The sequence below is a fragment of the Alkalihalobacterium alkalinitrilicum genome, from assembly GCF_002019605.1.
GTDB classification, from domain to species: Bacteria; Bacillota; Bacilli; order Bacillales; family Bacillaceae_F; genus Alkalihalobacterium; species Alkalihalobacterium alkalinitrilicum.
Window position 1 is genome coordinate 263,599 of sequence record NZ_KV917368.1, and the last position, 22,907, is coordinate 286,505.

Below are 22,907 nucleotides of genomic sequence, written 5' to 3' on the forward strand. Positions count from 1 at the left end.
GTAAGGAGAGGATAATTTAGTAGTAGAAGCGAAAGTATAAAAGAGTAGATTGTCGAATGGAGGTTTATAGTGAATACGCTCTTAAATGACTTACAAGTTTTTTTTCTAAACCTTTCTTTTGTCTTCTTTCTTTATTATACCTATCATAAGTTTATTGAAAGAGAAACTCACCGGGTTTCTCATGAAATATTTATAGGGTTAATCTCAGGAATCTCGATTATATTATGTATGTCATTTACGATTTCTCCTACTCCTGATTTTAATTTTGACATGCGCCCAATTCCTTTTATTATCGGAGCACTATATGGTGGCCGGAGGGTGGCCATTTCTTTATTAATTATTTTATTAGCGTATCGATATTACATAGGTATTGGCGATGGTTTTTATGCTTCTGTCATTATCTATTCAATTTTCTGTATATATTTACTGTATCAAATTCCTCGTTTTCAGAGAGTAGCAACGGTAAAAGGAAAAGTAAAACTTTCAGCGATTGCTTCTTGCTTTGGTATATTGTTATTAGCTAGTGTTGTAATGCTCTTTTCACCACCTTTAAATAGTATTCAACTTTTATCTTTAGTCGTTTTATACAGTATTCAGCTATTCGGAATCGTTTTTTTCGTAAACCTAATTGAACGGGCAAGAATGGAACGTTTAATCATTGAAGAACTCAAAAAGTTAGAAAAGCTAAAGATTGTCAGCGATATAGCAGCAAGCATTTCTCATGAAGTCCGGAACCCATTAACGGTAACAAGAGGATTTGTTCAGCTATTGAGAGAAAAAAGTATTCCTGCTGATAAAAAAGAATTGTATATTAATCTATCTCTTGAAGAGTTAGATCGGGCTGAAGAAATTATTACAGACTATTTAACATTTGCGAAACCTTCTCTAGAAAATATCCAAGTACTAGATGTTCAGGAGGAACTTATATATGTTATAAAAGTTGTCACACCGTTTGCGACAATGAATAATGTACATATTGTTTTTGAATCAAATGATGAAGTTTTGATTGCAGGAGAAAGGCAGAAGTTTCACCAATGCTTGATTAATATTGCAAAAAATGGAATAGAAGCGATGCCAGATGGTGGTGAGCTCTCGATAAAAATACAGAAAAGCGAAGATCAAGCTCTTATTACTATTAAAGATATAGGGGTTGGGATGACTGACGAACAGCTTAGTCGTTTAGGAACACCTTACTATACTACGAAGAATAAGGGAACAGGACTTGGAACGATGGTTGTTTTCAGTATTATCAAGGTAATGCAAGGTGAAATAAAAGTGAAAAGTAAAGTAGGGAAAGGAACAAGTTTTATGATTCACCTACCTTTAGTCAAATAAATACTCCGCATTTAATTTTTTGAAAATTATTAAAAATAGTATATTATAGTCTTATAGATAAAGAAGCTATAGAAAAAGGATATTCGAATTTTAAAGGAGGTTTTTTTATGGGGAATAGTGAGATTACCTTACCTAAGTTAATAAAGGAATTTGAGTTTGAAGTAGAGAGAGGGAAAATTGCAGAGTTTGCAATAGCGACAGGAGCAGAGAATATTGAAGTATTTATGAGTAAAGCGGCTGCCAATAAAGCTGGATACCCCGATGTCCCTGTGCCATTAACATTTGGCACTGTACCTGAAATGTGGAAAGGTCTTGATTTTGAAGATATGATTGATGATCTAAATTTAACTTTAACTCGTGTATTGCATGGCAGTCAGTCGTATACATATCACCAACCTATATTTGCTGGCGATCAGATATATGGGAAGACGTTTCTAGTCGGAAGTAAACAAAAGAAGGGACTTTCCATCTTTTCATTTGAAACGATGTTCTACAACGATAAAGAAGATTTGCTATTAGAATGTAAGTCCGTTGTTATCGAAAGAGGTGAGGGCAGATGAATAACGTAAACAAGAGTGAGTTCATTATGATTACCCGTGAACAACTTGTCCGTTATGCGGGAGCATCTGGGGATTTTAATCCTATTCATACGAATATGATATTAGCGAAAGAAAATGGACTTCCAGATGTAATTGCGCAAGGGATGTTTATTATGGGGTTAGCAGGTACACAACTGACAAAATGGTTTGGTTTGCATAAAGTGAAGCAGTTTGATGTACGGTTTACATCGATGACTCTACCAGGTGAAGAAGTTCAAGTAACATGTACTTTAAATGAAGATCAAACTTCAGGCGAAGTTATTGTCTTTAATCGAAACGAAGAGGTAAAACTTAAAGGTTTTATTAAACTAGCGTAGAAGTATAGTGACTTAATTTTTGAGAGGAGGTTATCAAGTTGAAAAAAGTACATATCCCTTCAATGGTAAAAAATAATCAAAAAATCCGCAAACGCAGGAACCAAATATTAGAAGCGTCGATTCAACCGTTTAAAGAAAAAGGATTTCACAGGACAACTACAAGAGAAATTGCAGAAAATGCAGGGATGAGTTTTGGTGCTATATACGAATACGTAGAAAGTAAAGAAGATATTTTATATTTGTTCTTTGAAGCACTCTATGATCAGCTTAATAACATACTAAAAAGTAGAGTAAGTGATCAGTTTAAGGGTCTCGAACGATTAAGGTCTTTTGTAAAACAATATTTTCAAGTTATTAATGAAATCGGTCAAGCGACAAGCATTATGTATAGTGAGTCACGTTCATTACCGAAACCTTATTTAGAGTATGTTCTTACGAAAGAAAATGATTTTGTACAATATGTTATGGACATTTTTTCAAAGTCGCTTGAAGAAGAAAACATTTCATTAGATGAGGAAGAAATTTATTTACTGACACATAATATTATCGTTCAAGGACATATGTGGGCATTTAGAGGTTGGGCATTGAAAGATCGTTTTACACTAGAAAAATATACAGATGTGCAAACGAAAACATTAATTGGAAGTATTTCAGCGTTGACGGAATAGTAACGATTGGGAGCTCATACGATGGGCTCTCTTGTTATGTTTTCTATGCTTGAAATAATGAAAAAGTAAAAACCATAGGCTTGCCATGACTTATAATCGAATACTTTGGTTTTAATTTATTGTAATAAAAGTGTGCTAACACATGAGTTTTGTAGGATGGGAATAGATAGACAAACAATAATAATGTATGGTGGTGTCGTTTAAATGAGAGTATGTTCGTTTCTACCAGCAGCGACGAGTATGATTGCTGAATTAGGTCTTGAAGAGTATTTATATGGAGTGACTTTTGAATGTCCAAGTGAAAAACCCAGGGTCGTTCGTTCACACCTTGAAGGAAGAAAATTATCAAGTTCAGAAATTAATGAAACCGTAAAACAATATATGAATGATGATAAAAACTTATATTATGTCGATATGGAACTTCTTCAGAAAATTGAACCCGATATTATTTTTACACAACATGTATGTAATGTTTGTCAAATTGGAACGAGTTACGTAGAAGAAGTAGTAAAACATTTGCCAAAACAACCGAAAATAATACCACTTATCCCTCATCGGTTAGACGAAGTTTACAACAACTTACTTATGATTGCTCGAGAGTTAAACGAAGAGGAGAAAGGACTAAAAAGACTTGAAGTTCTTAAAAGACGAACGTCGAAAATCTCAAATAAATTGCAACACCAAAACCTTACACTAAAAAAAGTGATGGTGATGGAATGGCTGGAACCTATATTTAACTGTGGACACTGGATACCAGATCAAATTGAACTAGCTGGTGGTTATGATCCGCTTGGGAACCCAGGTGGACATTCACGCCCAATTGAATGGAACGATGTTTTAGCATCCAATCCAGAAGTTCTCGTCATCGCACCTTGCGGCTTTACTCCTGAACGAGCAATGAAAGAAATTGAATTACTAGAAAAACAAGAAGGTTGGCATGACTTATATGCTGTACAAAATAAGCAAATTTATATTGTTGACGGAGATTTGTTTACCCGTCCAAGTACAACATTAGTAGATGGTATAGAATTACTCGCAGCCCTTTTTCATCCACAACAATTTAGCATGCCTGTGGCGGTGCGGGATAAGGTAGTTTCCTATTATAAATCGTAAGGCTTATATTTGAATGATTACTAGAACAAAAGAGACAGGTGAACAGAAAAACATTTACAGTCAATGATTAAAAAAACAACCCTCAGAAGGTTGACAATCGTACCCCTGAGGGATTTCCATCTAAAAAAACAGTTTCGGTTGAGGTAAGTCGATCATCTCTATTTCCTTCTTTTGAGCTGTAGTATCAATTGTTAAAGAATCGCAGGATGTATCAAACTCATATGGTATCGCCTGCTCGTATGGAGGGGGCATTAATTTCGCATTTCTATATTCAAGATAAGGTATATCGATCGATTGACCGCTTGAATTGTAATCCTTCCTAAGTTCGTTGACAACGATTTGCCCGATTTGCCTTCCTAAACGTAAACCTTGTTCATTGTCGATTGGGAAATGAATTCCTGCATAAAGCCTTGATAAGGCAGCTTTTTCAGCGAGAGCATCTAGTGAGCATCTAGTTTTTTGCTTTCAGCTGGAAAGAAGTAACTTAAAATGACTGAGGCTGCCCCTGAAACAGTCGCGTGTCCAGATGGGTATGCGGGATGTTTTGGAGTACAAAAAACAGTTGCTAATTGTGGGTCCAATTGATTTGGCCGTGCTACATTCAATCTGTATTTGATTTCCCATGTGATAATAAAAGCATCATTAAGTCCTGTAAATAATGCTGAAAGTATTCGAGCTGCTCGAGGGGCTGAAACACCATACGTATCAATTAACCGATCGGCAATGGGTAGCCATTGTTTTGGAGGTGCTCCAGACCCCCAATATTTTGCAATTGCTATTCGTTCGTCGGTTATATGTGCTAATTCATGTTGAACAACTTTTAATTGCTCTGTCCAATTAATAGTATTTGGGTCTCGAAGAGCAAACCTTATGTTTCTTCCATCTAATGTTTCAAAACCCCCGCCTTTTTTTCTTCTAATAAAATTCGTTTTCCAAGAGCCTGCATATCGTTCAACTGGATTGTCCGGTGGACGACTCTCACCAGCATATGGTACGTCTGTCCACTGAAGGTAACCTCGTTTTCTCGTTTTCACAATCTCACCTCTTCTTGATTATATAAATAAGTTATGTATATCCAACTACATTTGTCTAAACGCCGTGGGAAATTAGGTAATAACACAGAAAAACGAAACCGAATTTACCAGTCTCGTTAAGGGTTCAATTTTTCAGTTATCTTATCTGATGACTCACTTTTAAAAAACCATTGATAATACATTCTAGAAAGATAAAATGTTACTCCTAATGTAAGAAAGCTATAATACCATTCCCACCTAACGTATTTTATTAGGTTGGTGTATTTTTCGGCAATTTTGTAAAAAGTACTATACACTCATTATTTATTTCCGAAACAACGATGTTTCATGAATGAATACCCCGAAGAGATGGTAAAATAAAAAAACTTACAAATAATTACAATTAACTAAAAGCTAAATTTTGAAATTCTGAAAAATGAAAGTAGGGGAAATATGCATGTTATATTGGCTACTATTTTGATATTACTTAATATAAAAAATAAGACATGGAAGAACGTTAACAAGCATTATATTAGCGTCTTATATGTAGCTTTTTTTAATTTACTTTATTACTACATCTGTAAGCATTTTATCCTTTGGGATTACAAGTCGAATTACTTAAATGTAAGGTGGGTTCGGGGAATTCATCTATTTGCCATTATGCCTTTATTAACTTTGTTATTTCTATCTAATATGCCCAATAACTTGTTTAAACAAGTGTTTTATTTAAGTAAATGGATATTAACTTCAGTTGTGGTTGAATGGTTTGGGTTGAAAAAGTTCAATGCGATTTATTTTTTACATGGTTGGAACTTAGCTTGGTCTTCCTTGATGTATTTATTAATGTACATGTTTAGCTATTTAATATTAATAAATCCCGTTTTAGTTGGTATTCTGTCGGCTTGCTCTGTCGTTATATTAATGGTAAAGTTTAAAGTTCCATTTCGATCCGATTATTTAATGGGGCCTATCATTTTAGCTATAAGAAAATGGAATGTAATAAAAAAAGACCAAAACTTAATGGGTTTAATGGAGAAAAATCAATAGATAATAAAAAAGAAGACGCCCATTAGGACGTCTTCTTCGCGTATTGAGGCGATAAACTGCACTCCACATAGTGCATTACCAGTTATGGCGTGTTTATCGACTTACACAATGAGCTCATCGCTTTTCTAATATAGCATTAATATTACAGAAAGTAAACAAGTTTTTATGGCCATATGAAAAAAAGTGCCTTATAAGGAATTTATATTAATAAGTTATATCTTTTAACTCATCCGTTTTCAAAGGATTGTCAAATTAAGTTATTTAACTTTATTTTATGTTTGAAAGTTTCAATTATAATAAAAGAGGTATTTTATAAAGATAAAAAGAAATAAATTAATGAGTACTTAGTGAAAAAATTGTACGAGGGGAGAACTAGATGCAAGATATAAAAGATACGGTAAAAGAAGTTGTGTATGCTATTTTACCCATTACACTTGTAATTGTTATCTTACAATTTACTTTGATATGGTTGCCTATGGAAGTGTTTTTTCAATTTTTGGCAGGCGTTGTCATGGTAAGCTTAGGTTTAATATTATTTTTATTAGGTGTACATATTGGATTACTACCAGTAGGGGAAATGGTAGGATCAGCATTACCAAAAACGAAGAAAATTGGTTTAATTCTCTTCTTTGGCTTTCTACTCGGTTTTGTCGTTACAGTTGCAGAACCAGATGTCCGAGTGCTTGCATTACAAATTGACCAAGTATCGAACGGTGAAATTTCCCGAAATATCTTAGTTTACTCCGTAGCACTGGGTGTTGGGATATTTGTAGCATTAGCAATGTTAAGAATCGTTTTTAATATTTCAATTAAGTGGTTACTCTTAGGTGGCTATGGTCTGGTATTTTTATTAGCAGCGTTTACTCCAGCACATTTTATACCAATATCATTCGATGCTGGTGGGGTTACAACTGGTCCTATGACCGTACCATTTATATTAGCTCTTGGAGTAGGAGTGGCCTCTGTACTAAGGGGGAAGACGTCTTCTAGTGATAGTTTTGGATTAGTTGCACTTGCCTCAATTGGTCCGATTTTGGCTGTTTTGTTATTAGGGGTGATATACGGGTGAAAATTAATGTTTTCGAAGGTTTTGGCCATGTGCTGTTTGAAGTCACGTTTGCCTTACTACCATTAATTATTTTCTTTCTTATTTTTCAATTTTTCTTTTTGAAATTAGAGAAACAGAAAATTATTAACATCGGGAAAGGCTTCATTCTTTCATTTTTTGGGCTCGCTCTTTTTCTACAAGGGGTTCATGTTGGTTTCTTTCCTGCTGGAGAGTTGATCGGCGAAACGTTAGGCAGTCTCTCATATAACTGGGTCCTTATCCCAATCGGATTTGTACTTGGCTTTGTTGCTACATTCGCCGAGCCAGCTGTACGAATCTTAAATCATGAAGTTGAAAAGGTGTCTGGTGGTTATATCTCACAAAAAGTGATGCTTTATACGTTATCGATTGGTGTTGCTGTTTCCATTGCTGTTTCGATGGTTCGTATATTATTAGGAATTCCTTTATGGTATTTTATTATTCCTGGTTATTTAATTGTTATTATTATGATGTTCTTTTCATCAAAGACGTTCACATCGATTGCATTTGACTCTGGTGGTGTTGCTACGGGACCGATGACGGTTACTTTTATTTTAGCAATTGCTGTTGGGGTAGCTTCTGTAATCGAAGGAAGAGACCCACTTATTGATGGATTTGGTATGATTGCACTCGTTGCGCTATCACCCATTTTATCGGTATTAACATTAGGTGTCCTCTATGAGCGTAAGGGAGGTAGAAGTAAAGATGAAGTTAAATCTGAAGCATAAGCTAATGATTACTGTAGTTAAAAAAGGACAAGCAAAAAATATTGTTAAAGCGACTAAAAAAGCTGGGGCAGAAGGTGGTACAATCCTGCTTGGAAAAGGAACTGGAATTCATGAAAATAAAACATTTTTAGGAATTCCAGTTGAACCAGAAAAGGAAATTATTTTGACACTTGCTTCGACTAATATAATGAACAATGTTGTAAATACGATTGTTACTGATTGTAAAATAAATGAGCCTGGAAAAGGTCTCGGTATGGTTATTGATTTAAAGCATGTTGGTGGGATCTGTCACTTATTAAATGTACCAATAGAAAATAATACAGTACGAGAGGAAGAGAGGAATATACCTATGCCAGAACAAACTATTCATTATGAACTAATCGTTACTATAATTAACAAAGGTGATTCCGATAAAGTTGTGGAAGCCTCAAAGAAAGCTGGTGCAGAAGGAGGAACAATCTTAACAGGTCGAGGCACGGGTATCCATGAACAAGCTAAATTCTTCAATATATTAATTGAACCTGAAAAGGAAATCGTACTTACGTTAATTGACCGTGAAAAGACAGATGATGTCTTAACGATGATTATGAAAGAAGCTCATTTAGATGAGCCTGGTAAGGGAATTGCGTTTGTCTTAGATGTCGAACGAACCGTTGGAATTAATCATATATTAAATGAAATGGTCAACGAGAAGTTCGGTCGATAAAAAAGAGGGAATGTAAATAGAAATCCAGTCAGTGAGTCAACTGACTGGATTTTTTTACACGCTTTTTATTAGACAAATGTCCAGAAGAGTGTGTACATGGATTTAGTCTGGAAAAACTTCTAAACCTAAGACAAAGTGAGCGAATAAAAACACAACGGTCATTAAAATGATAGAAATAACAATGCTACGAATGGGGTCCTTTATTTCAGGTGGCAATTTTTCTTTCTTTTTAGATTCCATTAATTCATCTCCTATATTCAATTTCTTTTCAAATATTTTGGAAAGACGATAGGGAGATGAATGTACTTTGAAATTTAATTGGAAAAAGGGTACCGATGATTTTACTTTTCTGTACATCGCCTAGAAATAGATCATGGGTTGGTAAGGAAAAAGTGAAATTTTCCATCGAATTTGGAAAAAAGAAAGATATTCTTCGTAAATCTTGTTTATTTCCAGAGCTACCTGTACTCAATTCAAATGAGCTCGGCGATGTATATGAATATACTTGATCATTTTCATCCATTACATGGTGATCATGACCGAGGTGTAAAGAAATGACCAAATAGAACAAACAAAAAAATGTAGTTATTTTAATGATATTTTTCATATAAACACCATCGATTTTTTATAAAATAGTATAAGTGTTTCCATAATAAAAAGCAACTTTGATAATAGGGTGTTTTGAGCTAGCAATGATGTTTGTTTAATTGCTATTCAATTGATAAAAAATCGAGGTTTAAATCTTTGTAATGTTACATAGTTATATAATATAATAGGGTTATGTTACATTTGTAATTTGGAGGAACCGATGCAATATGTAGAAGCGATTCAAGATAAAACTAAGATAGATGAAATGAAGAAAATATTACTAAATCAATCTAAGAGAGATTATCTTTTTTTTGTATTCGGTATTAATACTGGTTTAAGAGTAACGGAATTATTACAACTTAAAGTGCAGGATATTTTAACAGAAGATAAATCTGTGAAGGAATACTACGAATTTAATGATGAAAAAAAGAGGTACATTTATCTTAATACTAAAGTTAAAGAAGCAATAGAGCTGTATATGGACCATCACAATACAAAAAAGGAAGACTTTCTTTTTAAATCAAAAAAGGGGAATCAACCGATTACTCGCCAGCAAGCGTATCGAATTATAAATAATGTTGCAAGATCTGTTGGGATTGAGCAAAACATTGGGACACATACATTACGAAAAACATTTGGTTACCATGCTTATGTAAGAGGAGTGGCGATTTCAATCTTACAAAGACATTTCAACCACTCAACTCCATTAGAAACGTATAATTATTTAGGAATTGATAAAAACAAAATAGAGAAAAAAATTAAAATTGACGTTAATTTATAGATAGTATAGAGAGGAGAAACATAACGAAATGGGAGGTACCTTTAATCTAGACTATTTTATTTTGTTAACCGCACTTTTACTCATTATTGGTGTGTTAACGACGAAGTTTTCTACACGAATTGGCGTACCAGCGCTCGTGCTTTTCATACTCGTTGGAATGGTCGCAGGAAGCGATGGTCTCGGACTCATATACTTTGATAATGCAAAACTCGCTCAGTTGATCGGTATTTTAGCGCTAGTCATTATTTTGTTTGAAGGTGGTTTGCAAACGAAATGGTCAAATGTTAAGAGAGTCGCAGTTCCTTCACTTTCATTAGCTACTTTCGGTGTAATTATTACAACGGCTGTTGTAGCTGGAGCGGCTAAACTTGTCCTTGATGTGTCTTGGTTAGAGGCGTTATTATTTGGTGCGATTGTAGGGTCAACCGATGCTGCAGCTGTATTTGCCGTTTTAAAAGGGCAAAATATTAAAGCGAGAATGGGAGCCACTTTAGAAGCTGAGTCAGGTACGAATGATCCGATGGCCGTTTTTTTAACGCTATCTTTTATTCAATTAATTCTCGCAGATGAACCCAATTATCTATTATTAGTTGGAAGCTTCTTCTGGCAGATGGGAATTGGTCTTGTGATTGGGTTGGCCTTTGGAAGGCTCGCAACTTATGCAATCAATCGAATAAACTTAGACTCGAGTGGTTTGTATCCCGTATTTGCGCTAGCATTTGCTTTGTTAACTTACAGCGTTACTGCTCTTATTGGAGCGAGTGGATTATTGGCTGTTTATGTTGCGGCACTAGTCATCGGGAACTCGGAAATTACGTATCGTCATTCCATTTTCCGATTTAATGAAGGTTTTGCGTGGATGATGCAAATTTTAATGTTTGTTATCTTAGGATTACTCATTTTCCCAGGTCAGCTTTTTGCCGATTTAATCTTACTTAAAGGGCTGTTAATTTCATTTATTTTAATTATAGTAGCCAGACCTGTAGCTGTGTTTATTTGTACAATCGGTATGAAATATAATTGGAAAGAAAAAATCTTCTTATCTTGGGCAGGTCTAAGAGGTGCGGTACCGATTGTTCTAGCGACGTTCCCGATGATAGCTGGGCTTGAAAACAGTCAGATGTTCTTTAATGTTGTATTTGCCGTTGTTTTGACGTCGGCTCTTGTCCAAGGATCATCCATTTCTTTCTTTGCAAAAAAATTAGGTTTAACGGGTCCACCTAAAGCGAACTCGCCACATTCATTAGAACTTGTGTCGATTGGAAAGGCCAATGCTGAAATTATTGAATTTGAAGTGAATGAAAAACATCAAATTAATGGAAAGAGAATTATGGAAGTAACATTTCCGAAAAAGGTATTAATCAATGCTGTTATTCGAGAAGGTGAGTTGATTACGCCACGAGGAAAAACGAGGTTGAAATCAGGTGACATTTTATATATTTTAACGTCAAGAGAAAGTAAAGCTCCATTAACCAAAATGTTAAATGTAGAAGTTATAGAAGATGCAGAGGAATAGAAGAAGAGTGAGTGCCGTAAAGGCCCACTCTTCTTCTATTGAAGATTACAGAAATGACAATAGGAAGCCACCGATGGCACCAGTTAACACAATGACCCAAGGAGGCAGTTTCCAAAACACTAGCATGCTGAACAAGACTGCTGCAAACGCGAAATCGATTGCTGTTAATATCGAATTAGTCCATATCGGGTGGTATAAGGCTGCAATTAAAATGCCGACAACGGCAGCGTTGACACCCATTAAAGCCCCTTTAATTTTCGGGTTGCGGCGTAATGAAGCCCAAAATGGTAAAGTCCCTAAAATGAGTAGGAAGGCGGGTAAAAAGATCGCCACTGTTGCTAATAAGCCACCTTGCCAACCGTTAATAACGGCTCCAATGTAAGCGGCGAAGGTAAATAAAGGTCCTGGTACCGCCTGTGCTGCACCGTAACCAGCTAAAAACTGTTCTTCCGTTAACCAACCTGTCGGAACAAATTCGCGCTCAAGTAAAGGTAAAACAACATGCCCACCACCAAATACGAGGGCACCAGAACGATAAAAACTATCAAACATTGAAATCCAATTGATCGCGGTAGCCTCCCGCAAAATAGGAAGTAGAATCAATAAGCCGAAGAAAAGGGTTAAACAGCCGTATGCAAAACGACGAGAAATCGGGAACTTCTCACTAGATGGTGGATCATCCATTGCCTGCTGTTTATATAGTAAGTACCCGACAAAGCCAGCTAGTATGATAATGGCTACTTGTGTAAATGCCGTTTGCCAAAGTAAAGTAAGGACAATTGCAAATAAAGCAATCGTTCGTCTATGTAGATCTGGAGTTAAGTTTTTCGCCATCCCGAGAATGGCATGTGCTACGACTACGACTGCAACGATTTTTAAACCGTGGATCCAGCCATAGTCTCCAAAACCTAATTGATTGAGGACGACAGCAAAAATAATGAGCGCGATAACAGAAGGAAGAGTAAATCCAATAAAAGCTAAGATTCCTCCTAATAATCCAGCACGCATTACTCCAATGCCGATCCCAACTTGGCTACTTGCAGGGCCAGGTAAAAACTGACACAAGGCAACGAGGTCTGCATAACCTTTTTCATCCATCCATTTTCTTCTTCGAACATACTCGTCGTGAAAATATCCTAAATGAGCAATAGGTCCTCCAAATGATGTGAACCCTAGCCTAGTTGAGACGAGTAACACTTCCAAGAGGGTATTAAGTTTGCTTTCTTTTTGATTAGACATCATTTCCCACCTATCTTGTTAATCTTTAATTTCTTTGAAAAGTTCATACGCCTTGTTTCTTGCTTCAACGAGTACAGCTTCACCTTTTTCCGTCGTTGAGTAATACTTTCTAATTTTCCCCTCAACATTTCGGTCCTCTTTAAACAATAGACCGTCCTTTTCCATATTGTGAAGGATAGGGTATAATGTTCCTGCACTTATGTTATATCCATGTTCTTTCAGTTCCTCGAGCATCCATAAGCCAAAAATCGGATGTTGCTTTGCATGATGCAAAATATGTATTTGGATAAATCCTAAAAATAATTTCCGTAAAATTTTATCTTCCAATTGTGATCTCCTTTCAGTTTAGGTGTCAATATCGAAAAACGATATTATAAAAATAACAAAATTTTAGTAAAGAAACAATCCGTGTGACTAATAAAACACAGTAAATTTACATTATTAATAAGAAATTAACAAAGTTATATGACCATTAGAAATTAATGAAAAATTATCTATTACAAACTTAAAAAAAGTCCAAATAAACGGTTAGTCATCGAAAGAAAAAAAGAGTGACGTATGTTACCACCTTTGGTATGATGAGTATGTTGATAATGATTATGATTATCAATTAGTTGCTACTAAAGGGTGGATGCCAGATGAAGAAGATCTACTTTTGTAAAGAGAACGACGTATCCAAAAAGGTACTTAAAAATTTAAAAGAAATGTTTCCCGAATTAATCGTAAAACGGAAAGGCTGCGTGGGAGAGTGTAAAACGTGTAAACGTTGTCCTTTTAGTTTACTTGACGGGAAAAAAGTGATTAAATCTGATACGGATGAAGAACTATACAAGAAAATAAATAAACAAATCTTAAAAAAAGCCAAGTAATATTTGAGTTTGATTTTTTACTTAACTTATTTGTGAAATAGTTGACGACAGTGTGTGCTGTCGTTTTTATTTCGTGCAAAAAACTTTTTAATTAGGAAAACCAAATGAAGGATGGGATCGTCTATTATGTTGTATGGAAATGAGGTGAAACTAGAATGGATGAGACAAACGCAGTACTAATTATAGATACGGATAAAGATAAAGAAGCAGTGCTAGATTATTTAATGATGGAATATGGAACAGATATAGTTCGTTTAGCTTATACATACGTGAAGGACATGACGCTAGCAGAGGACTTAGCACAAGAAATTTTCATAAAATGCTATAAAAGTTTACATACTTTTAAACATCAATCGAGCTATAAAACTTGGCTTTATCGAATTGGTAGTAATCACTGTAAAGATTACGTAAAAAGTTGGCATCACAGGAAAGTAACCATCGCTGAAAAACTATCAGATTTACTTACAACATCGAATAATATTGATGAAGAGATCATCAAAAAATCAGAAGACGAAGAATTAGTTGAAGCTATTTTTCGACTAGAAGTAAAGTATCGAGAAGTCATCTACCTGCATTATTACGAAGAGTTTTCGATGAAAGAAATTAGCCAAGCCATAAAGATAAATGAAAATACTGTAAAAACAAGATTAAAACGAGCGAGACAATTATTGAAGGAAATGATGAAGGAGGGATGAACATGGAAGATCGATTAAAAGGATTAAAAAAAGCGTTGAAACATAACGTATTTCATAATGTTTCTTTCTCTGAAGAGCGTCGTCAGGCTGTTAAAGAAACAATTCAAGCGGAAAAAGATCCATTCAAATGGGATGAGACGACGGTACTCGTTCTGTTGAATACCATTAACGACCGATCGTTAACAGGATTCCAAATAGCAGAGAACATGAGTGAAAAAGACGATCATACCTTTAAAGATCAAGAGGGAAGGTTATATACACTGCTCCATCGACTTGAACAGAAGAGAATTCTTCGTTCTGAGTGGAAAATAGAGGATGATAAAAATAGAAAATATTATTCTCTTTCCTCCATAGGAAAAAGAATTTTAGCTAGTAAGGCAAAAGAAGAATCGGGCAAGTCGTTCGTACTGAAAGAAGTGCTTGAAGGAGGCTCAGCGTGATGCCCGAAAATCGCGAGTTACTTCAATCCTTTATAAAAAAAGTAAAAACAGAAATAAAATCAAAAGAAGCGCAAGCTTTAGTTGAACAAGAATTATTAGGTCACATCGAGGAACAAAATGATTCTTTGAAACGGAAGGGGCATACGGAAGAAGAGGCTTGCAAACTAGCGATAGAACAAATGGGTAACCCTATTATGCTTGGGCAAGAGATGAACCAATTGCATCGACCGAGAGTAGATTGGTCTCTTTTCTTTCTTTTTACGGCAATCATTGTGATGAGTTTAATTCCAATGTATACACTTTCAACAGTGATTGAAGGGTTGTTTGAAAGGAAAATGGTTTTTAATGTAATTGGAATCGTGATTGTGTTAAGTGTTATGCTTTTTGATTACCGAAAGCTAGAACGATTAGGGGTTTTCTTATACGGAAGTACTACCTTACTCCTTATTTATATTTTTTTTTATGGAGCAGTGGTAGCTGGGAAAAAGTTTTTAGTAATAGGGAATTTTAGTCTAGATATAACATTCACTCTATTTCTTTTATATGTAGCATGGTCAAGTCTGCTTCAACAACTTCAATTTAAGCGAATGTTTATGTTAACGATCTTGTTTTTGGCCCCAATCGGACTTTATATCATAAATGGTTATTACATTTTTTCGATAATGTATTTTATCGCTGTACTTGTGATGCTGAATGTGAATGGCCGTAACAATTTAGTACATAAGAAGTTTATCTGGCTGTCGATGATTGGGGCGTTCATTTTGTCTAATATCTATTGGGTTATTGCACCCCCGCATCAAAAAGAAAGATTTGTAGCCTTTTTAAATCCAGAACAATATCGGGATACTTGGGGGTATGTGACGAGCATAACTAAAGAAATGATTGCGGGGGCTGGTTGGTTTGGTCAAGGGAATGTGTATGAACAAGTAAGAAGGTTACCAGAAGCTCACACCGACTTGATTTTTCCTTATATCATATATGTTTTTGGTTGGGGAGGAGGAATTCTATTAACTTTTTTATTAGGTTTATTAGTATTTCGTATCGTCAAAGTTTCGTGCAAAACGAAGCATTCTTTCGGAAAAAACATAGTCATTGGTGGGGGAATACTTCTTGCCTTTCCTATACTTGTAAATACTTTGATGTCTTTAGGCTTTTTACCAGTCGTTAGCATTCATTTACCGTTTATGAGTTATGGAGGGACACATTTACTCTCCAATTCCATCATTGTTGGACTGATTTTAAGTGTATACCGACGAAAAGATCTCATTATGGAGACTAAAAATTATTAACGAATATGATGGCGAAGCAGAAATGCTTCGCCTATTTTCTTTTACAACTATTGACAATTAACCATATTGGTTGTATGGTTAATTACATGAGTAACTAACCAATGAAGTAGGTGACAAGATGGAATCAAACTTACAAGAAGGTAAGCCAATATATCAACAAATTGCAGAAAAGATTGAGTCCAGTATTTTGGATGGTTCAATTAAGGAAGGAGATCGAGTGCCATCTACTAATGAATTTGCAAAGTTTTATCAGATTAATCCAGCAACTGCAGCAAAAGGAATCAATCAGCTTGTGGATCAAGAAATTGTTTATAAAAAGAGAGGGATCGGTATGTTTGTAGCTGAGGGAGCAAGGGAGATTATTTTAGGAAAACGAAAGCAAGATTTTTATAAAGACTATATCGTCCCTTTAAAAAATGAAGCTGAAAAACTAAGCATTAGTGTAGGTGAATTAAAAGACTTATTAGAAAGAGGGGAAACGAATTGAACATTCATGTAAAAGAGGTAACGAAAGAATTTGGGGCAAAAAAAGCGTTAGATCAATTATCTGTTACGTTTGAAGAAGATAAAATATATGGTTTGTTAGGGCGAAATGGAGCTGGCAAAACAACATTGATGCAATGTACAACAGTTGATGGTTTATTTGACAGAAGAAAAAGGAGGAAAGATACATGCTTAAGGAACTAAAAGGAAATTTATCTTTTTTCGTGTATGATCATCGTTATAGTGTGACGATTTTTTGGTCGGTATTACTGTTATCATCAGTTGTATTTTTTGTGATAGCTGCATTAAATTCAGATATGTATGTAGGATTCTCCATGAGTTTTGCCGTTTTTCTTTTTTGTGCTATTAGTGGCTTTTTGATGACGAAGGAAACGTTTCCATTTCTAATCAAGCTCGGTTCCACGAGAAATCAATACGTTTTTTCGGCGCTTGTTTTTAACTTAATCTTAGCAACTTTTATGTCAGCTCTCGCAGTAATCGTTAACCAACTCTCGATCGCTATGAAAAGTCTGACCAACGTAGATAATTTTAATCATTTTATGGTATTAGAAGGAACCACGATTGCAGCTACTTGGTATAATGAGTTGCTGTTTAATATCATTATCTGTTTTCTTTTATTGCAGGTAGGCTTTATGATGAGTTCACTCTTTTACCGCTTAGGTTTAGTTGGTGGATTTAGTGGAATTGTCATGTTTGCGCTGATTTTAATTATCCCAACAACTAGAAACATTCTCCTAGATATATTTGTAGGAACGAATGGAACCTATATTGATATAAACTATATTTCTATCATACTATTATCGATCTTAGCAATGTTACCAAATTGGTTGCTATTAAAAGACGCACCGACCACAGGTGTAGCAACGAGATAAAGAAAGAGAATCTATCTATTTCATAGATCAAATAAGGTCATAAATACTAGAACCGCTACTGCCTGTTACGCTCTAAAATAGCGTGACAGGCTTTTGTAGGTCCATTTATTTTCAATTGTTATTGTAAAGTAACCTTGACAGTAAAGTGACCTTTACATTAAATTGGGGTGTAGAGAGGGTTGGTCAAATGAAAAATCGGATGAAAGAACTACGGCAAGAAAAAGGAATTTCACAAGAAAAAATGGCAACATTACTCGGCGTTTCAAGGCAAACCATTATATCGATTGAGCGTGGGAAGTATAATCCCTCTTTACCACTAGCGATCCAAATTGCCCGCAAGTTTGACACGATAGTGGAGAATGTTTTTTTGATGGATGAAGACGATCTTAGAGAGGTGTAAGTATGATGATAACGAAAAGTTTTAAAAAAGGTTCAAGAGGATTATATTTCTTCTTTGGATGTATGTTTTTAGTGTATACAGCTTTATTTACGTTTGCGACGATTTATACTGGTGCATTTCCAGTAGGGCATCGAAACGTAATTAACCTATTAAACTACTAGAATAAATGGGAATGCGAAGCTAGAATTGTAGCTCGCAACTTTTATTTCTAACGCTTTAAAACATTCATCGCATACTCCAAGACAATACGAAACAAAATACAATAGAATTAATTAACCGTTGACATGCAACCAAAAAGTTTCGTAAAATAAATACGAAACCATTTGGTTGCATAAATACATATTGGAGGAAAAATGATGCCATCTACTTTAGATATTCGTAAACATGCTGTATTTAATGCAAAAATTGACAAGGTTTGGAATGCTGTTGCAACTTCAGAAGGGATTGACTCATGGTTTATGCCGAATGACTTTAAAAAAGAGCTCGGATATGAATTTACAATCCAATCACCGTTTGGCCCGACCCCGTGTAAGGTTTTAGAACTAGATCCGCCAAAACGACTTGTTTTTTCTTGGGGGGAAGCTGGTTGGAAAGTAAGTTTTGAGCTCAAAGATTTAGGAGATCAGACCGAATTTACGCTCATCCATTCTGGTTGGAGAGAACCTGATGAAGTTATACCTGGACCTGGACCAAAGCAGACGAATGCCGAAATTAGCGACCGCATGAATCACGGTTGGGAGTCGATTGTTCATGAAGCATTACGTAAAGTAGTTGAGGGATAATGTCTGCAGAACAAAAACATGATGTGTTTCAAGCAATAGCAGACCCTTCAAGACGAAAGATGTTAAAGCTGTTAGCTAATGAAGAAATGCCAGTCACGATGATTAGTAAACACTTTCCGATGAGTCGAACAGCTGTTTCAAAACATTTACGGATCTTATCAGAAGCGAGCCTCGTTAGTGTTGAAAAAGTTGGACGTGAAACTCGCTATAAACTTCAAGCAGAAGCTCTCATGGAATTAAAGCAGTGGTTATCTTTTTACGAGCAGTTTTGGGATAATAAAATGGAAATGTTGAGGCATGTAGTTGAAAATCAAAATGAAAACTGAGATTAGCTAAAAAAGGATGGCATACTCTATAGATGTCATCCTTTTTTGTGTGTAGACCCCTTAATTATCGAATGAGCATTAACGAAAGGACATTTTGTTGGGGATCTTTAGGAATATGAATGGGCCATTCTTTTTCATCGTGTTCAGTTAGTTGGTTTATCAATTTCCAATGAATTTTTTCGTAGTGTTCAACTTTTAAATTATCTGAGGATGATGTCTTTAAGAAAATAACAAGAGTTGAACACTTACCGAATTGACGAGAGTTAATCGAATATTCTTTTAATATTTGCGCTACAAATTTGTAGGTCCTCCATATAATAAAACAACGTTATGAACGGGAGGAAAATTAAATGTATCAACATATTGTAAAGCCAGGAGAGACGTTGTGGGGGATATCTGAAGATTATCGAGTGCCGTACGCTACTTTAGTTCAAGTGAATCAAATTGTTAGTCCAGACATGATTTTTGTAGGGCAGGCGATTATTATTCCAGGTTTACCAGACCCAAGTTTACTTCCATATTCGATCGTTGTTTCAATATCTAATCGTACGTTAACATTATTGGAAAATGGAATCATCGTAAAAGTATATCCGATTGCTGTTGGCGCGATCCTTCATCAAACGCCAGTTGGTGAATTTGTGATAATCAATAAAGCACCTAATCCTGGTGGACCATTTGGAACAATGTGGATGTCATTATCGAAAAAACATTACGGAATTCATGGAACAAACGATCCCGCATCAATTGGAAGAGCTGTTTCTAGAGGATGTATTCGCATGTTTAACCCTGATGTTGAAGAACTTGCTCGTACAGTTCCTATTGGGACTCGTGTAAGTATTCGACCGTGATCTGTAGGATAACGGATCTTTCACAATGGGTTGTATTGAGTTTGTTATTTTTTATCCGCAACAACTGGCAGTAATACCCCCACTTCAAGACTTCGAGGGATAAAAGAAGGATAAGTGGGGGATAAACTGCGAGTAAAAGCTTAATGAACACAGACTAAATGCGCCACGTCCTGTGGCAACGTCTGTATGACCCACATCGTGTAGGCATCAACCAAACATCGTTGGGGGAAGAGGAGAACCCCTCACTGATGGAAGTTTCATTTTATTCTGAATGAGATGGATTAAAATTTATTTTCTCTAAAAATTTGTCTGTACTGCCTTTAAAGGTCAAGAAAATCGGTGAATTTTTCTCATTGAACAAAAGCAAGTAAGGATCCTCATTATCTGGGAAAATGATAATAACTTGGTCTACAAAGTCATTAAACCATTGATTTTCTACTTTATAGCTGGGTTCTAAAGGCACCTTTACCATATAACCTCGATTTGGAATCGGATCGAATTTTTTGTGAATATTTGTAACTCCATCGATAAAGGATTTGGCTTCCTGTTGAATTTCTTCATTAGAGGGAATAATTTTGATTACTTGTTCGTTCTCTATATGAAATACTTCTATTTTATTATTTGTTTGTGCATTAGCACTTGTTGCGATTGCGAGTACTATTAGTAAACTTGCCAAGATTTTTTTATTCATTATTACCTCCTCATTTTACTATGTCCAAAGGTAATGTTTTTGATTGTGCTCATCCTAAAAGAAAAATAGTTAATTATTAACACAGTGATTGTCAAATAGAAGTCAAGAATCTTGTTTATAATAGTAAAAGGGATTCCGTTGAGAGAGATCAGATAAGGAGGAATTTGGGGTGGAACAAGAAACAAAAAAAAGTGAAGAGCAAAGTACTTCTGGTAAGGCGGATGAGGCATCTGTTGAAGATTTAATACCACTTCACGGTAATTTAAAAAAAATGCAATCGACTTTAAGTGAACTGCAATCAACGCAACAACAAAACCAATCAGTAAATTCGTCGTCCTCAGATCAACATGTTAGCCAATTGTTACAGCAAATGCAACAATTTAGTAGACAAGCACAACAAGAACAGCAAAAAATATTTCACCAATTAGAACAATCTATACAGGAAGCAACTCAGATGTTAGGTAATGTAAGCCAAGCCCTCCAATCGTTTAAAATTCTTAATCAAATGACTCAACAAATAAATCAGTCTCAGGAGCAATTACAACAAATGCAGCAACAGAAGAGTCTTCCTCAGTTCAATAATAGTCAAAAAAATGACCAACAGTCCCAAAATGGTCAATCACAGAGCCAAGAAAGTCAAAGTGGTCAGGAACAAGATAAACTAAATGGCCAAGGACAAAGCCAGGGTTTTACTACTTTTAATGGAGTCCAAATCAACTAGATTTGGTCCTAATAGTAGAGGTGCATTAATAAATGCCGAACAATGCGGGTACTCTGGATCATTTGTACAATAATTAATTATGGTAATTTTATCCCTGACCTTGACAATAGGTAACTCTTAAATGAAAAGCAATTTATTAAATAGACCTTGCCAAAGGTTTATTTAGTTTTAATATGAGGAGTGCCAGCATTTTAGAGTCAGCCTCTCTTTTTGTAAACCTACTTCATCATTCCACGAGCATCCACCTTCCATTTAGCCACTATTTTTTCATGACGGTGTACCACATATTCATAAAAGAGGTTAGCAACAACACAAGCGTGATTTGGAATGATTTCAACGGTATCATTCATCTTTAGTGTCGTCTCCTTAAATACACCCACACCATGTTCCTCAGAAAGTCGTTCAATTATAATTTCTGGATGATTTTTCACTTTTCCATACCCCACAACACTTTTGTTACCATGAGCCCCTTGGTCTAATGATAAAGCTTTGCTTCCTGCATCTAATATGATACGATCTTTCTTTTTACTAACGACACTTGCAAGGACGGTAAGTGCACATTGAGAAGGATTAGTGACACCAAGCCCAACTTGACACATATCATAGAAAGCAGCATTTCCAGGACGAATTTCGGTAATTCCTTTTATGCTTGCGGCATACTTAAAAGTTGGTGTTGAACCCACACTTCGATGTTTAATCGGGATGCCTAATTGTTCACAAAGTTCAGCACTACGAATGACTGAGTAGGCTTCTTCGTGTGCAATGTTTTCGATTTGCTCTAGGGAAGTCGCAGCATATGAATGCCCAGCGTGTGTAAAAATTCCAGTTAAGGATAAATGTTGCATCGTTTGTATCGTTGTTGCTAATTCTGTAATTTCCTCGATTTCAACACCACACCTGTTAAGCCCAGAGTTCACTTTAATCCAGACTTCTAACGGATTTATAGTTCCTTTAAAGATGTCGTTTACTATTTCAGCTTGTTCGATTGAGTCAATTGCTAGTGTGATTTGAGATGTCGAAGTTAATGTTTTAAGACGTTCAAGTTTTTGCGGTTTAGCAATAGGGTAGGCAACTAAAATATTCGTAATATTAGCTGCTGCCATTATTTCTGCCTCTTCAAGTTTAGCAACAGTTATTCCGCATGCCCCTTTTTCGATTTGCATTCTGGCTATGTTAATACTTTTATGTGTTTTTATATGTGGACGCCACTTTATTCCATTCTTATTAGCAATATCCCGAATATCATTTAAATTTTGGTCTAATTTGTTTAAGTCCAGCAATAATGTTGGAGTATCAAGAGTTTGTATAGATTTCATCGTTACAATCACACCTCATTTTTTTGAAGTTAATGAAACTTTTATAGGATCCATTTCGTCTATTATGACAGAAAATGTTGGAAAAATATGCGATATATTTTCAAGGTTTGTGATTGTTAACTTTAGTTACTTTCAAATCTAAAGGGGGGAGAACATGTATGTAAAAAAAATAAGGCATATTTATAATCTGTTTTCAGGTGTAGTAGTTTTGTTGTTTTCGCTATGGATGAGTGGACCTGGAATTGCCGAAACGGATTCAGAGACGTACAGATGGTACTATATGTTGTTTTTTGTTTTATGGTTAGTCGGATTTATCATGCAGTTCAATATGCGTGCTAGAAATATAGGGATTATACTTACTTTTATTCCTGTGGTATTTATTTTCACACTGCTAATTAAAGCTGTTTTTATGTAAGT

Annotated in this window: 32 protein-coding genes; 25 read left to right on the forward strand and 7 right to left on the reverse strand. The window is 35.4% G+C overall.

The window, feature by feature from the left end:
* The first annotated feature begins 69 nt into the window (after positions 1–69).
* From BK574_RS01265 to BK574_RS01285, 5 genes are all read left to right on the forward strand, one after another.
* Complete coding sequence (locus BK574_RS01265) at positions 70–1,335, forward strand: ATP-binding protein (protein WP_078427147.1); 1,266 nt, start codon at positions 70–72, stop codon at positions 1,333–1,335.
* A gap of 107 nt (positions 1,336–1,442) precedes the next feature.
* The gene (locus BK574_RS01270) at positions 1,443–1,895 is read left to right on the forward strand and encodes an FAS1-like dehydratase domain-containing protein (RefSeq protein ID WP_078427148.1); all 453 of its coding nucleotides are present in this window, start codon (positions 1,443–1,445) and stop codon (positions 1,893–1,895) included.
* Positions 1,892–2,251: a MaoC/PaaZ C-terminal domain-containing protein gene (locus BK574_RS01275; protein ID WP_078427149.1), complete on the forward strand. Its 360-nt coding sequence runs from the start codon at positions 1,892–1,894 to the stop codon at positions 2,249–2,251. Before BK574_RS01270 ends, BK574_RS01275 begins: the two co-directional genes overlap by 4 nt.
* Before the next feature lie 38 nt (positions 2,252–2,289).
* On the forward strand, positions 2,290–2,919 hold the full coding sequence (locus BK574_RS01280) for a TetR/AcrR family transcriptional regulator (protein ID WP_078427150.1): 630 nt from the start codon (positions 2,290–2,292) through the stop codon (positions 2,917–2,919).
* A gap of 204 nt (positions 2,920–3,123) precedes the next feature.
* Positions 3,124–4,032 (forward strand): ABC transporter substrate-binding protein, encoded by a 909-nt coding sequence (locus BK574_RS01285; protein WP_078427151.1) that lies wholly within the window; start codon positions 3,124–3,126, stop codon positions 4,030–4,032.
* A gap of 440 nt (positions 4,033–4,472) precedes the next feature.
* Here the strand turns inward: BK574_RS01285 and BK574_RS28150 are convergent, their stop codons facing one another.
* Positions 4,473–5,066, reverse strand: coding sequence for a phosphatase PAP2 family protein (locus tag BK574_RS28150; protein ID WP_238457912.1), 594 nt, complete (start codon positions 5,064–5,066; stop codon positions 4,473–4,475).
* Positions 5,067–5,705: 639 nt separating this feature from the next.
* On the opposite strand from BK574_RS28150, the gene BK574_RS01295 reads away from it, so the two are divergent.
* The 4 genes from BK574_RS01295 to BK574_RS01310 all read left to right on the forward strand — a co-directional run bounded on the left by BK574_RS01295 (position 5,706) and on the right by BK574_RS01310 (position 8,613).
* Positions 5,706–6,092: a hypothetical protein gene (locus BK574_RS01295; protein WP_218970523.1), complete on the forward strand. Its 387-nt coding sequence runs from the start codon at positions 5,706–5,708 to the stop codon at positions 6,090–6,092.
* Between the two features lie 376 nt (positions 6,093–6,468).
* Entirely contained in the window at positions 6,469–7,161 is a 693-nt protein-coding gene (locus BK574_RS01300; protein ID WP_075386297.1) for a DUF1538 domain-containing protein, read from the forward strand.
* Positions 7,158–7,907 (forward strand): DUF1538 domain-containing protein, encoded by a 750-nt coding sequence (locus BK574_RS01305; protein ID WP_075386298.1) that lies wholly within the window; start codon positions 7,158–7,160, stop codon positions 7,905–7,907. Before BK574_RS01300 ends, BK574_RS01305 begins: the two co-directional genes overlap by 4 nt.
* Positions 7,885–8,613: a P-II family nitrogen regulator gene (locus tag BK574_RS01310; protein WP_142247850.1), complete on the forward strand. Its 729-nt coding sequence runs from the start codon at positions 7,885–7,887 to the stop codon at positions 8,611–8,613. The genes BK574_RS01305 and BK574_RS01310 overlap by 23 nt, the downstream gene beginning before the upstream one ends.
* A 102-nt stretch (positions 8,614–8,715) precedes the next feature.
* On the opposite strand, the gene BK574_RS27255 is transcribed toward BK574_RS01310, so the two are convergent.
* Positions 8,716–8,853 (reverse strand): hypothetical protein, encoded by a 138-nt coding sequence (locus BK574_RS27255; RefSeq protein WP_158211477.1) that lies wholly within the window; start codon positions 8,851–8,853, stop codon positions 8,716–8,718.
* 568 nt (positions 8,854–9,421) lie between these two features.
* Here BK574_RS27255 and BK574_RS01315 point away from each other — a divergent pair.
* Positions 9,422–9,982: a tyrosine-type recombinase/integrase gene (locus tag BK574_RS01315; RefSeq protein WP_078427154.1), complete on the forward strand. Its 561-nt coding sequence runs from the start codon at positions 9,422–9,424 to the stop codon at positions 9,980–9,982.
* A gap of 28 nt (positions 9,983–10,010) precedes the next feature.
* A complete protein-coding gene (locus tag BK574_RS01320; protein ID WP_078427155.1) occupies positions 10,011–11,498 on the forward strand; it encodes a potassium/proton antiporter in 1,488 nt (495 codons plus the stop codon).
* A gap of 45 nt (positions 11,499–11,543) precedes the next feature.
* Here the strand turns inward: BK574_RS01320 and BK574_RS01325 are convergent, their stop codons facing one another.
* Both BK574_RS01325 and BK574_RS01330 read right to left on the reverse strand, forming a co-directional pair.
* Positions 11,544–12,737 (reverse strand): chromate transporter, encoded by a 1,194-nt coding sequence (locus BK574_RS01325; RefSeq protein WP_142247852.1) that lies wholly within the window; start codon positions 12,735–12,737, stop codon positions 11,544–11,546.
* Between the two features lie 18 nt (positions 12,738–12,755).
* A complete protein-coding gene (locus tag BK574_RS01330) occupies positions 12,756–13,064 on the reverse strand; it encodes a PadR family transcriptional regulator (protein WP_078427157.1) in 309 nt (102 codons plus the stop codon).
* 311 nt (positions 13,065–13,375) lie between these two features.
* On the opposite strand from BK574_RS01330, the gene BK574_RS01335 reads away from it, so the two are divergent.
* The 11 genes from BK574_RS01335 (at position 13,376) to BK574_RS01380 (ending at position 18,914) form a co-directional block, all read left to right on the forward strand.
* A complete protein-coding gene (locus BK574_RS01335; RefSeq protein ID WP_078427158.1) occupies positions 13,376–13,606 on the forward strand; it encodes a DUF1450 domain-containing protein in 231 nt (76 codons plus the stop codon).
* A gap of 155 nt (positions 13,607–13,761) precedes the next feature.
* Positions 13,762–14,301 (forward strand): sigma-70 family RNA polymerase sigma factor, encoded by a 540-nt coding sequence (locus BK574_RS01340; protein WP_078427159.1) that lies wholly within the window; start codon positions 13,762–13,764, stop codon positions 14,299–14,301.
* 2 nt (positions 14,302–14,303) lie between these two features.
* Complete coding sequence (locus BK574_RS01345) at positions 14,304–14,741, forward strand: PadR family transcriptional regulator (RefSeq protein ID WP_158211478.1); 438 nt, start codon at positions 14,304–14,306, stop codon at positions 14,739–14,741.
* Positions 14,741–16,030, forward strand: coding sequence for an FtsW/RodA/SpoVE family cell cycle protein (locus tag BK574_RS01350; protein ID WP_078427161.1), 1,290 nt, complete (start codon positions 14,741–14,743; stop codon positions 16,028–16,030). The genes BK574_RS01345 and BK574_RS01350 overlap by 1 nt, the downstream gene beginning before the upstream one ends.
* Positions 16,031–16,148: 118 nt before the next feature.
* Positions 16,149–16,517 carry a GntR family transcriptional regulator gene (locus BK574_RS01355; protein WP_078427162.1) on the forward strand — a complete coding sequence of 123 codons (369 nt, stop codon included), beginning with the start codon at positions 16,149–16,151 and terminating at the stop codon, positions 16,515–16,517.
* Positions 16,514–16,717: an ATP-binding cassette domain-containing protein gene (locus BK574_RS01360; RefSeq protein WP_078427163.1), complete on the forward strand. Its 204-nt coding sequence runs from the start codon at positions 16,514–16,516 to the stop codon at positions 16,715–16,717. Before BK574_RS01355 ends, BK574_RS01360 begins: the two co-directional genes overlap by 4 nt.
* Positions 16,702–17,406 (forward strand): hypothetical protein, encoded by a 705-nt coding sequence (locus BK574_RS01365; RefSeq protein ID WP_075386311.1) that lies wholly within the window; start codon positions 16,702–16,704, stop codon positions 17,404–17,406. Before BK574_RS01360 ends, BK574_RS01365 begins: the two co-directional genes overlap by 16 nt.
* Before the next feature lie 187 nt (positions 17,407–17,593).
* Positions 17,594–17,806, forward strand: coding sequence for a helix-turn-helix transcriptional regulator (locus BK574_RS01370; protein WP_075386312.1), 213 nt, complete (start codon positions 17,594–17,596; stop codon positions 17,804–17,806).
* 5 nt (positions 17,807–17,811) lie between these two features.
* Complete coding sequence (locus tag BK574_RS27260) at positions 17,812–17,967, forward strand: hypothetical protein (RefSeq protein ID WP_218970524.1); 156 nt, start codon at positions 17,812–17,814, stop codon at positions 17,965–17,967.
* 192 nt (positions 17,968–18,159) lie between these two features.
* Positions 18,160–18,588, forward strand: coding sequence for an SRPBCC family protein (locus BK574_RS01375; protein WP_078427164.1), 429 nt, complete (start codon positions 18,160–18,162; stop codon positions 18,586–18,588).
* Positions 18,588–18,914 (forward strand): ArsR/SmtB family transcription factor, encoded by a 327-nt coding sequence (locus tag BK574_RS01380; protein ID WP_078427165.1) that lies wholly within the window; start codon positions 18,588–18,590, stop codon positions 18,912–18,914. Before BK574_RS01375 ends, BK574_RS01380 begins: the two co-directional genes overlap by 1 nt.
* A gap of 64 nt (positions 18,915–18,978) precedes the next feature.
* On the opposite strand, the gene BK574_RS29100 is transcribed toward BK574_RS01380, so the two are convergent.
* Positions 18,979–19,233, reverse strand: coding sequence for a YqcI/YcgG family protein (locus BK574_RS29100; protein ID WP_078427166.1), 255 nt, complete (start codon positions 19,231–19,233; stop codon positions 18,979–18,981).
* A gap of 31 nt (positions 19,234–19,264) precedes the next feature.
* On the opposite strand from BK574_RS29100, the gene BK574_RS01390 reads away from it, so the two are divergent.
* Positions 19,265–19,762, forward strand: a complete 498-nt coding sequence (locus tag BK574_RS01390) for a L,D-transpeptidase family protein (RefSeq protein ID WP_078427167.1) — start codon at positions 19,265–19,267, stop codon at positions 19,760–19,762.
* A 262-nt stretch (positions 19,763–20,024) separates the two neighbouring features.
* Here BK574_RS01390 and BK574_RS01395 read toward each other — a convergent pair whose 3' ends face one another.
* Entirely contained in the window at positions 20,025–20,453 is a 429-nt protein-coding gene (locus BK574_RS01395) for a hypothetical protein (protein WP_078427168.1), read from the reverse strand.
* Positions 20,454–20,622: 169 nt separating this feature from the next.
* Between BK574_RS01395 and BK574_RS01400 the strand changes: the two genes are divergently transcribed.
* On the forward strand, positions 20,623–21,174 hold the full coding sequence (locus BK574_RS01400; RefSeq protein ID WP_078427169.1) for a hypothetical protein: 552 nt from the start codon (positions 20,623–20,625) through the stop codon (positions 21,172–21,174).
* A 218-nt stretch (positions 21,175–21,392) separates the two neighbouring features.
* Here BK574_RS01400 and BK574_RS01405 read toward each other — a convergent pair whose 3' ends face one another.
* Entirely contained in the window at positions 21,393–22,490 is a 1,098-nt protein-coding gene (locus BK574_RS01405; RefSeq protein WP_078427170.1) for an alanine racemase, read from the reverse strand.
* Positions 22,491–22,644: 154 nt separating this feature from the next.
* On the opposite strand from BK574_RS01405, the gene BK574_RS01410 reads away from it, so the two are divergent.
* Positions 22,645–22,905 (forward strand): hypothetical protein, encoded by a 261-nt coding sequence (locus BK574_RS01410; protein ID WP_078427171.1) that lies wholly within the window; start codon positions 22,645–22,647, stop codon positions 22,903–22,905.
* Positions 22,906–22,907: the final 2 nt, after the last annotated feature.

Coding starts and splice junctions, on each gene's coding strand:
- BK574_RS01295 (WP_218970523.1), top strand. CDS start 5,706: ATGCCTTTATTAACTTTGTTATTTCTATCTAATATGCCCAATAACTTG.
- BK574_RS27255 (WP_158211477.1), bottom strand. CDS start 8,853: ATGGAATCTAAAAAGAAAGAAAAATTGCCACCTGAAATAAAGGACCCC.
- BK574_RS01310 (WP_142247850.1), top strand. CDS start 7,885: ATGAAGTTAAATCTGAAGCATAAGCTAATGATTACTGTAGTTAAAAAA.
- BK574_RS01380 (WP_078427165.1), top strand. CDS start 18,588: ATGTCTGCAGAACAAAAACATGATGTGTTTCAAGCAATAGCAGACCCT.
- BK574_RS01345 (WP_158211478.1), top strand. CDS start 14,304: ATGGAAGATCGATTAAAAGGATTAAAAAAAGCGTTGAAACATAACGTA.
- BK574_RS01375 (WP_078427164.1), top strand. CDS start 18,160: ATGATGCCATCTACTTTAGATATTCGTAAACATGCTGTATTTAATGCA.
- BK574_RS01320 (WP_078427155.1), top strand. CDS start 10,011: ATGGGAGGTACCTTTAATCTAGACTATTTTATTTTGTTAACCGCACTT.
- BK574_RS01315 (WP_078427154.1), top strand. CDS start 9,422: ATGCAATATGTAGAAGCGATTCAAGATAAAACTAAGATAGATGAAATG.
- BK574_RS01365 (WP_075386311.1), top strand. CDS start 16,702: ATGCTTAAGGAACTAAAAGGAAATTTATCTTTTTTCGTGTATGATCAT.
- BK574_RS01410 (WP_078427171.1), top strand. CDS start 22,645: ATGTATGTAAAAAAAATAAGGCATATTTATAATCTGTTTTCAGGTGTA.
- BK574_RS01285 (WP_078427151.1), top strand. CDS start 3,124: ATGAGAGTATGTTCGTTTCTACCAGCAGCGACGAGTATGATTGCTGAA.
- BK574_RS01370 (WP_075386312.1), top strand. CDS start 17,594: ATGAAAAATCGGATGAAAGAACTACGGCAAGAAAAAGGAATTTCACAA.
- BK574_RS01270 (WP_078427148.1), top strand. CDS start 1,443: ATGGGGAATAGTGAGATTACCTTACCTAAGTTAATAAAGGAATTTGAG.
- BK574_RS01405 (WP_078427170.1), bottom strand. CDS start 22,490: ATGAAATCTATACAAACTCTTGATACTCCAACATTATTGCTGGACTTA.
- BK574_RS01325 (WP_142247852.1), bottom strand. CDS start 12,737: ATGTCTAATCAAAAAGAAAGCAAACTTAATACCCTCTTGGAAGTGTTA.
- BK574_RS27260 (WP_218970524.1), top strand. CDS start 17,812: ATGATAACGAAAAGTTTTAAAAAAGGTTCAAGAGGATTATATTTCTTC.
- BK574_RS01350 (WP_078427161.1), top strand. CDS start 14,741: ATGCCCGAAAATCGCGAGTTACTTCAATCCTTTATAAAAAAAGTAAAA.
- BK574_RS01300 (WP_075386297.1), top strand. CDS start 6,469: ATGCAAGATATAAAAGATACGGTAAAAGAAGTTGTGTATGCTATTTTA.
- BK574_RS01355 (WP_078427162.1), top strand. CDS start 16,149: ATGGAATCAAACTTACAAGAAGGTAAGCCAATATATCAACAAATTGCA.
- BK574_RS01275 (WP_078427149.1), top strand. CDS start 1,892: ATGAATAACGTAAACAAGAGTGAGTTCATTATGATTACCCGTGAACAA.
- BK574_RS01395 (WP_078427168.1), bottom strand. CDS start 20,453: ATGAATAAAAAAATCTTGGCAAGTTTACTAATAGTACTCGCAATCGCA.
- BK574_RS01390 (WP_078427167.1), top strand. CDS start 19,265: ATGTATCAACATATTGTAAAGCCAGGAGAGACGTTGTGGGGGATATCT.
- BK574_RS01335 (WP_078427158.1), top strand. CDS start 13,376: ATGAAGAAGATCTACTTTTGTAAAGAGAACGACGTATCCAAAAAGGTA.
- BK574_RS01340 (WP_078427159.1), top strand. CDS start 13,762: ATGGATGAGACAAACGCAGTACTAATTATAGATACGGATAAAGATAAA.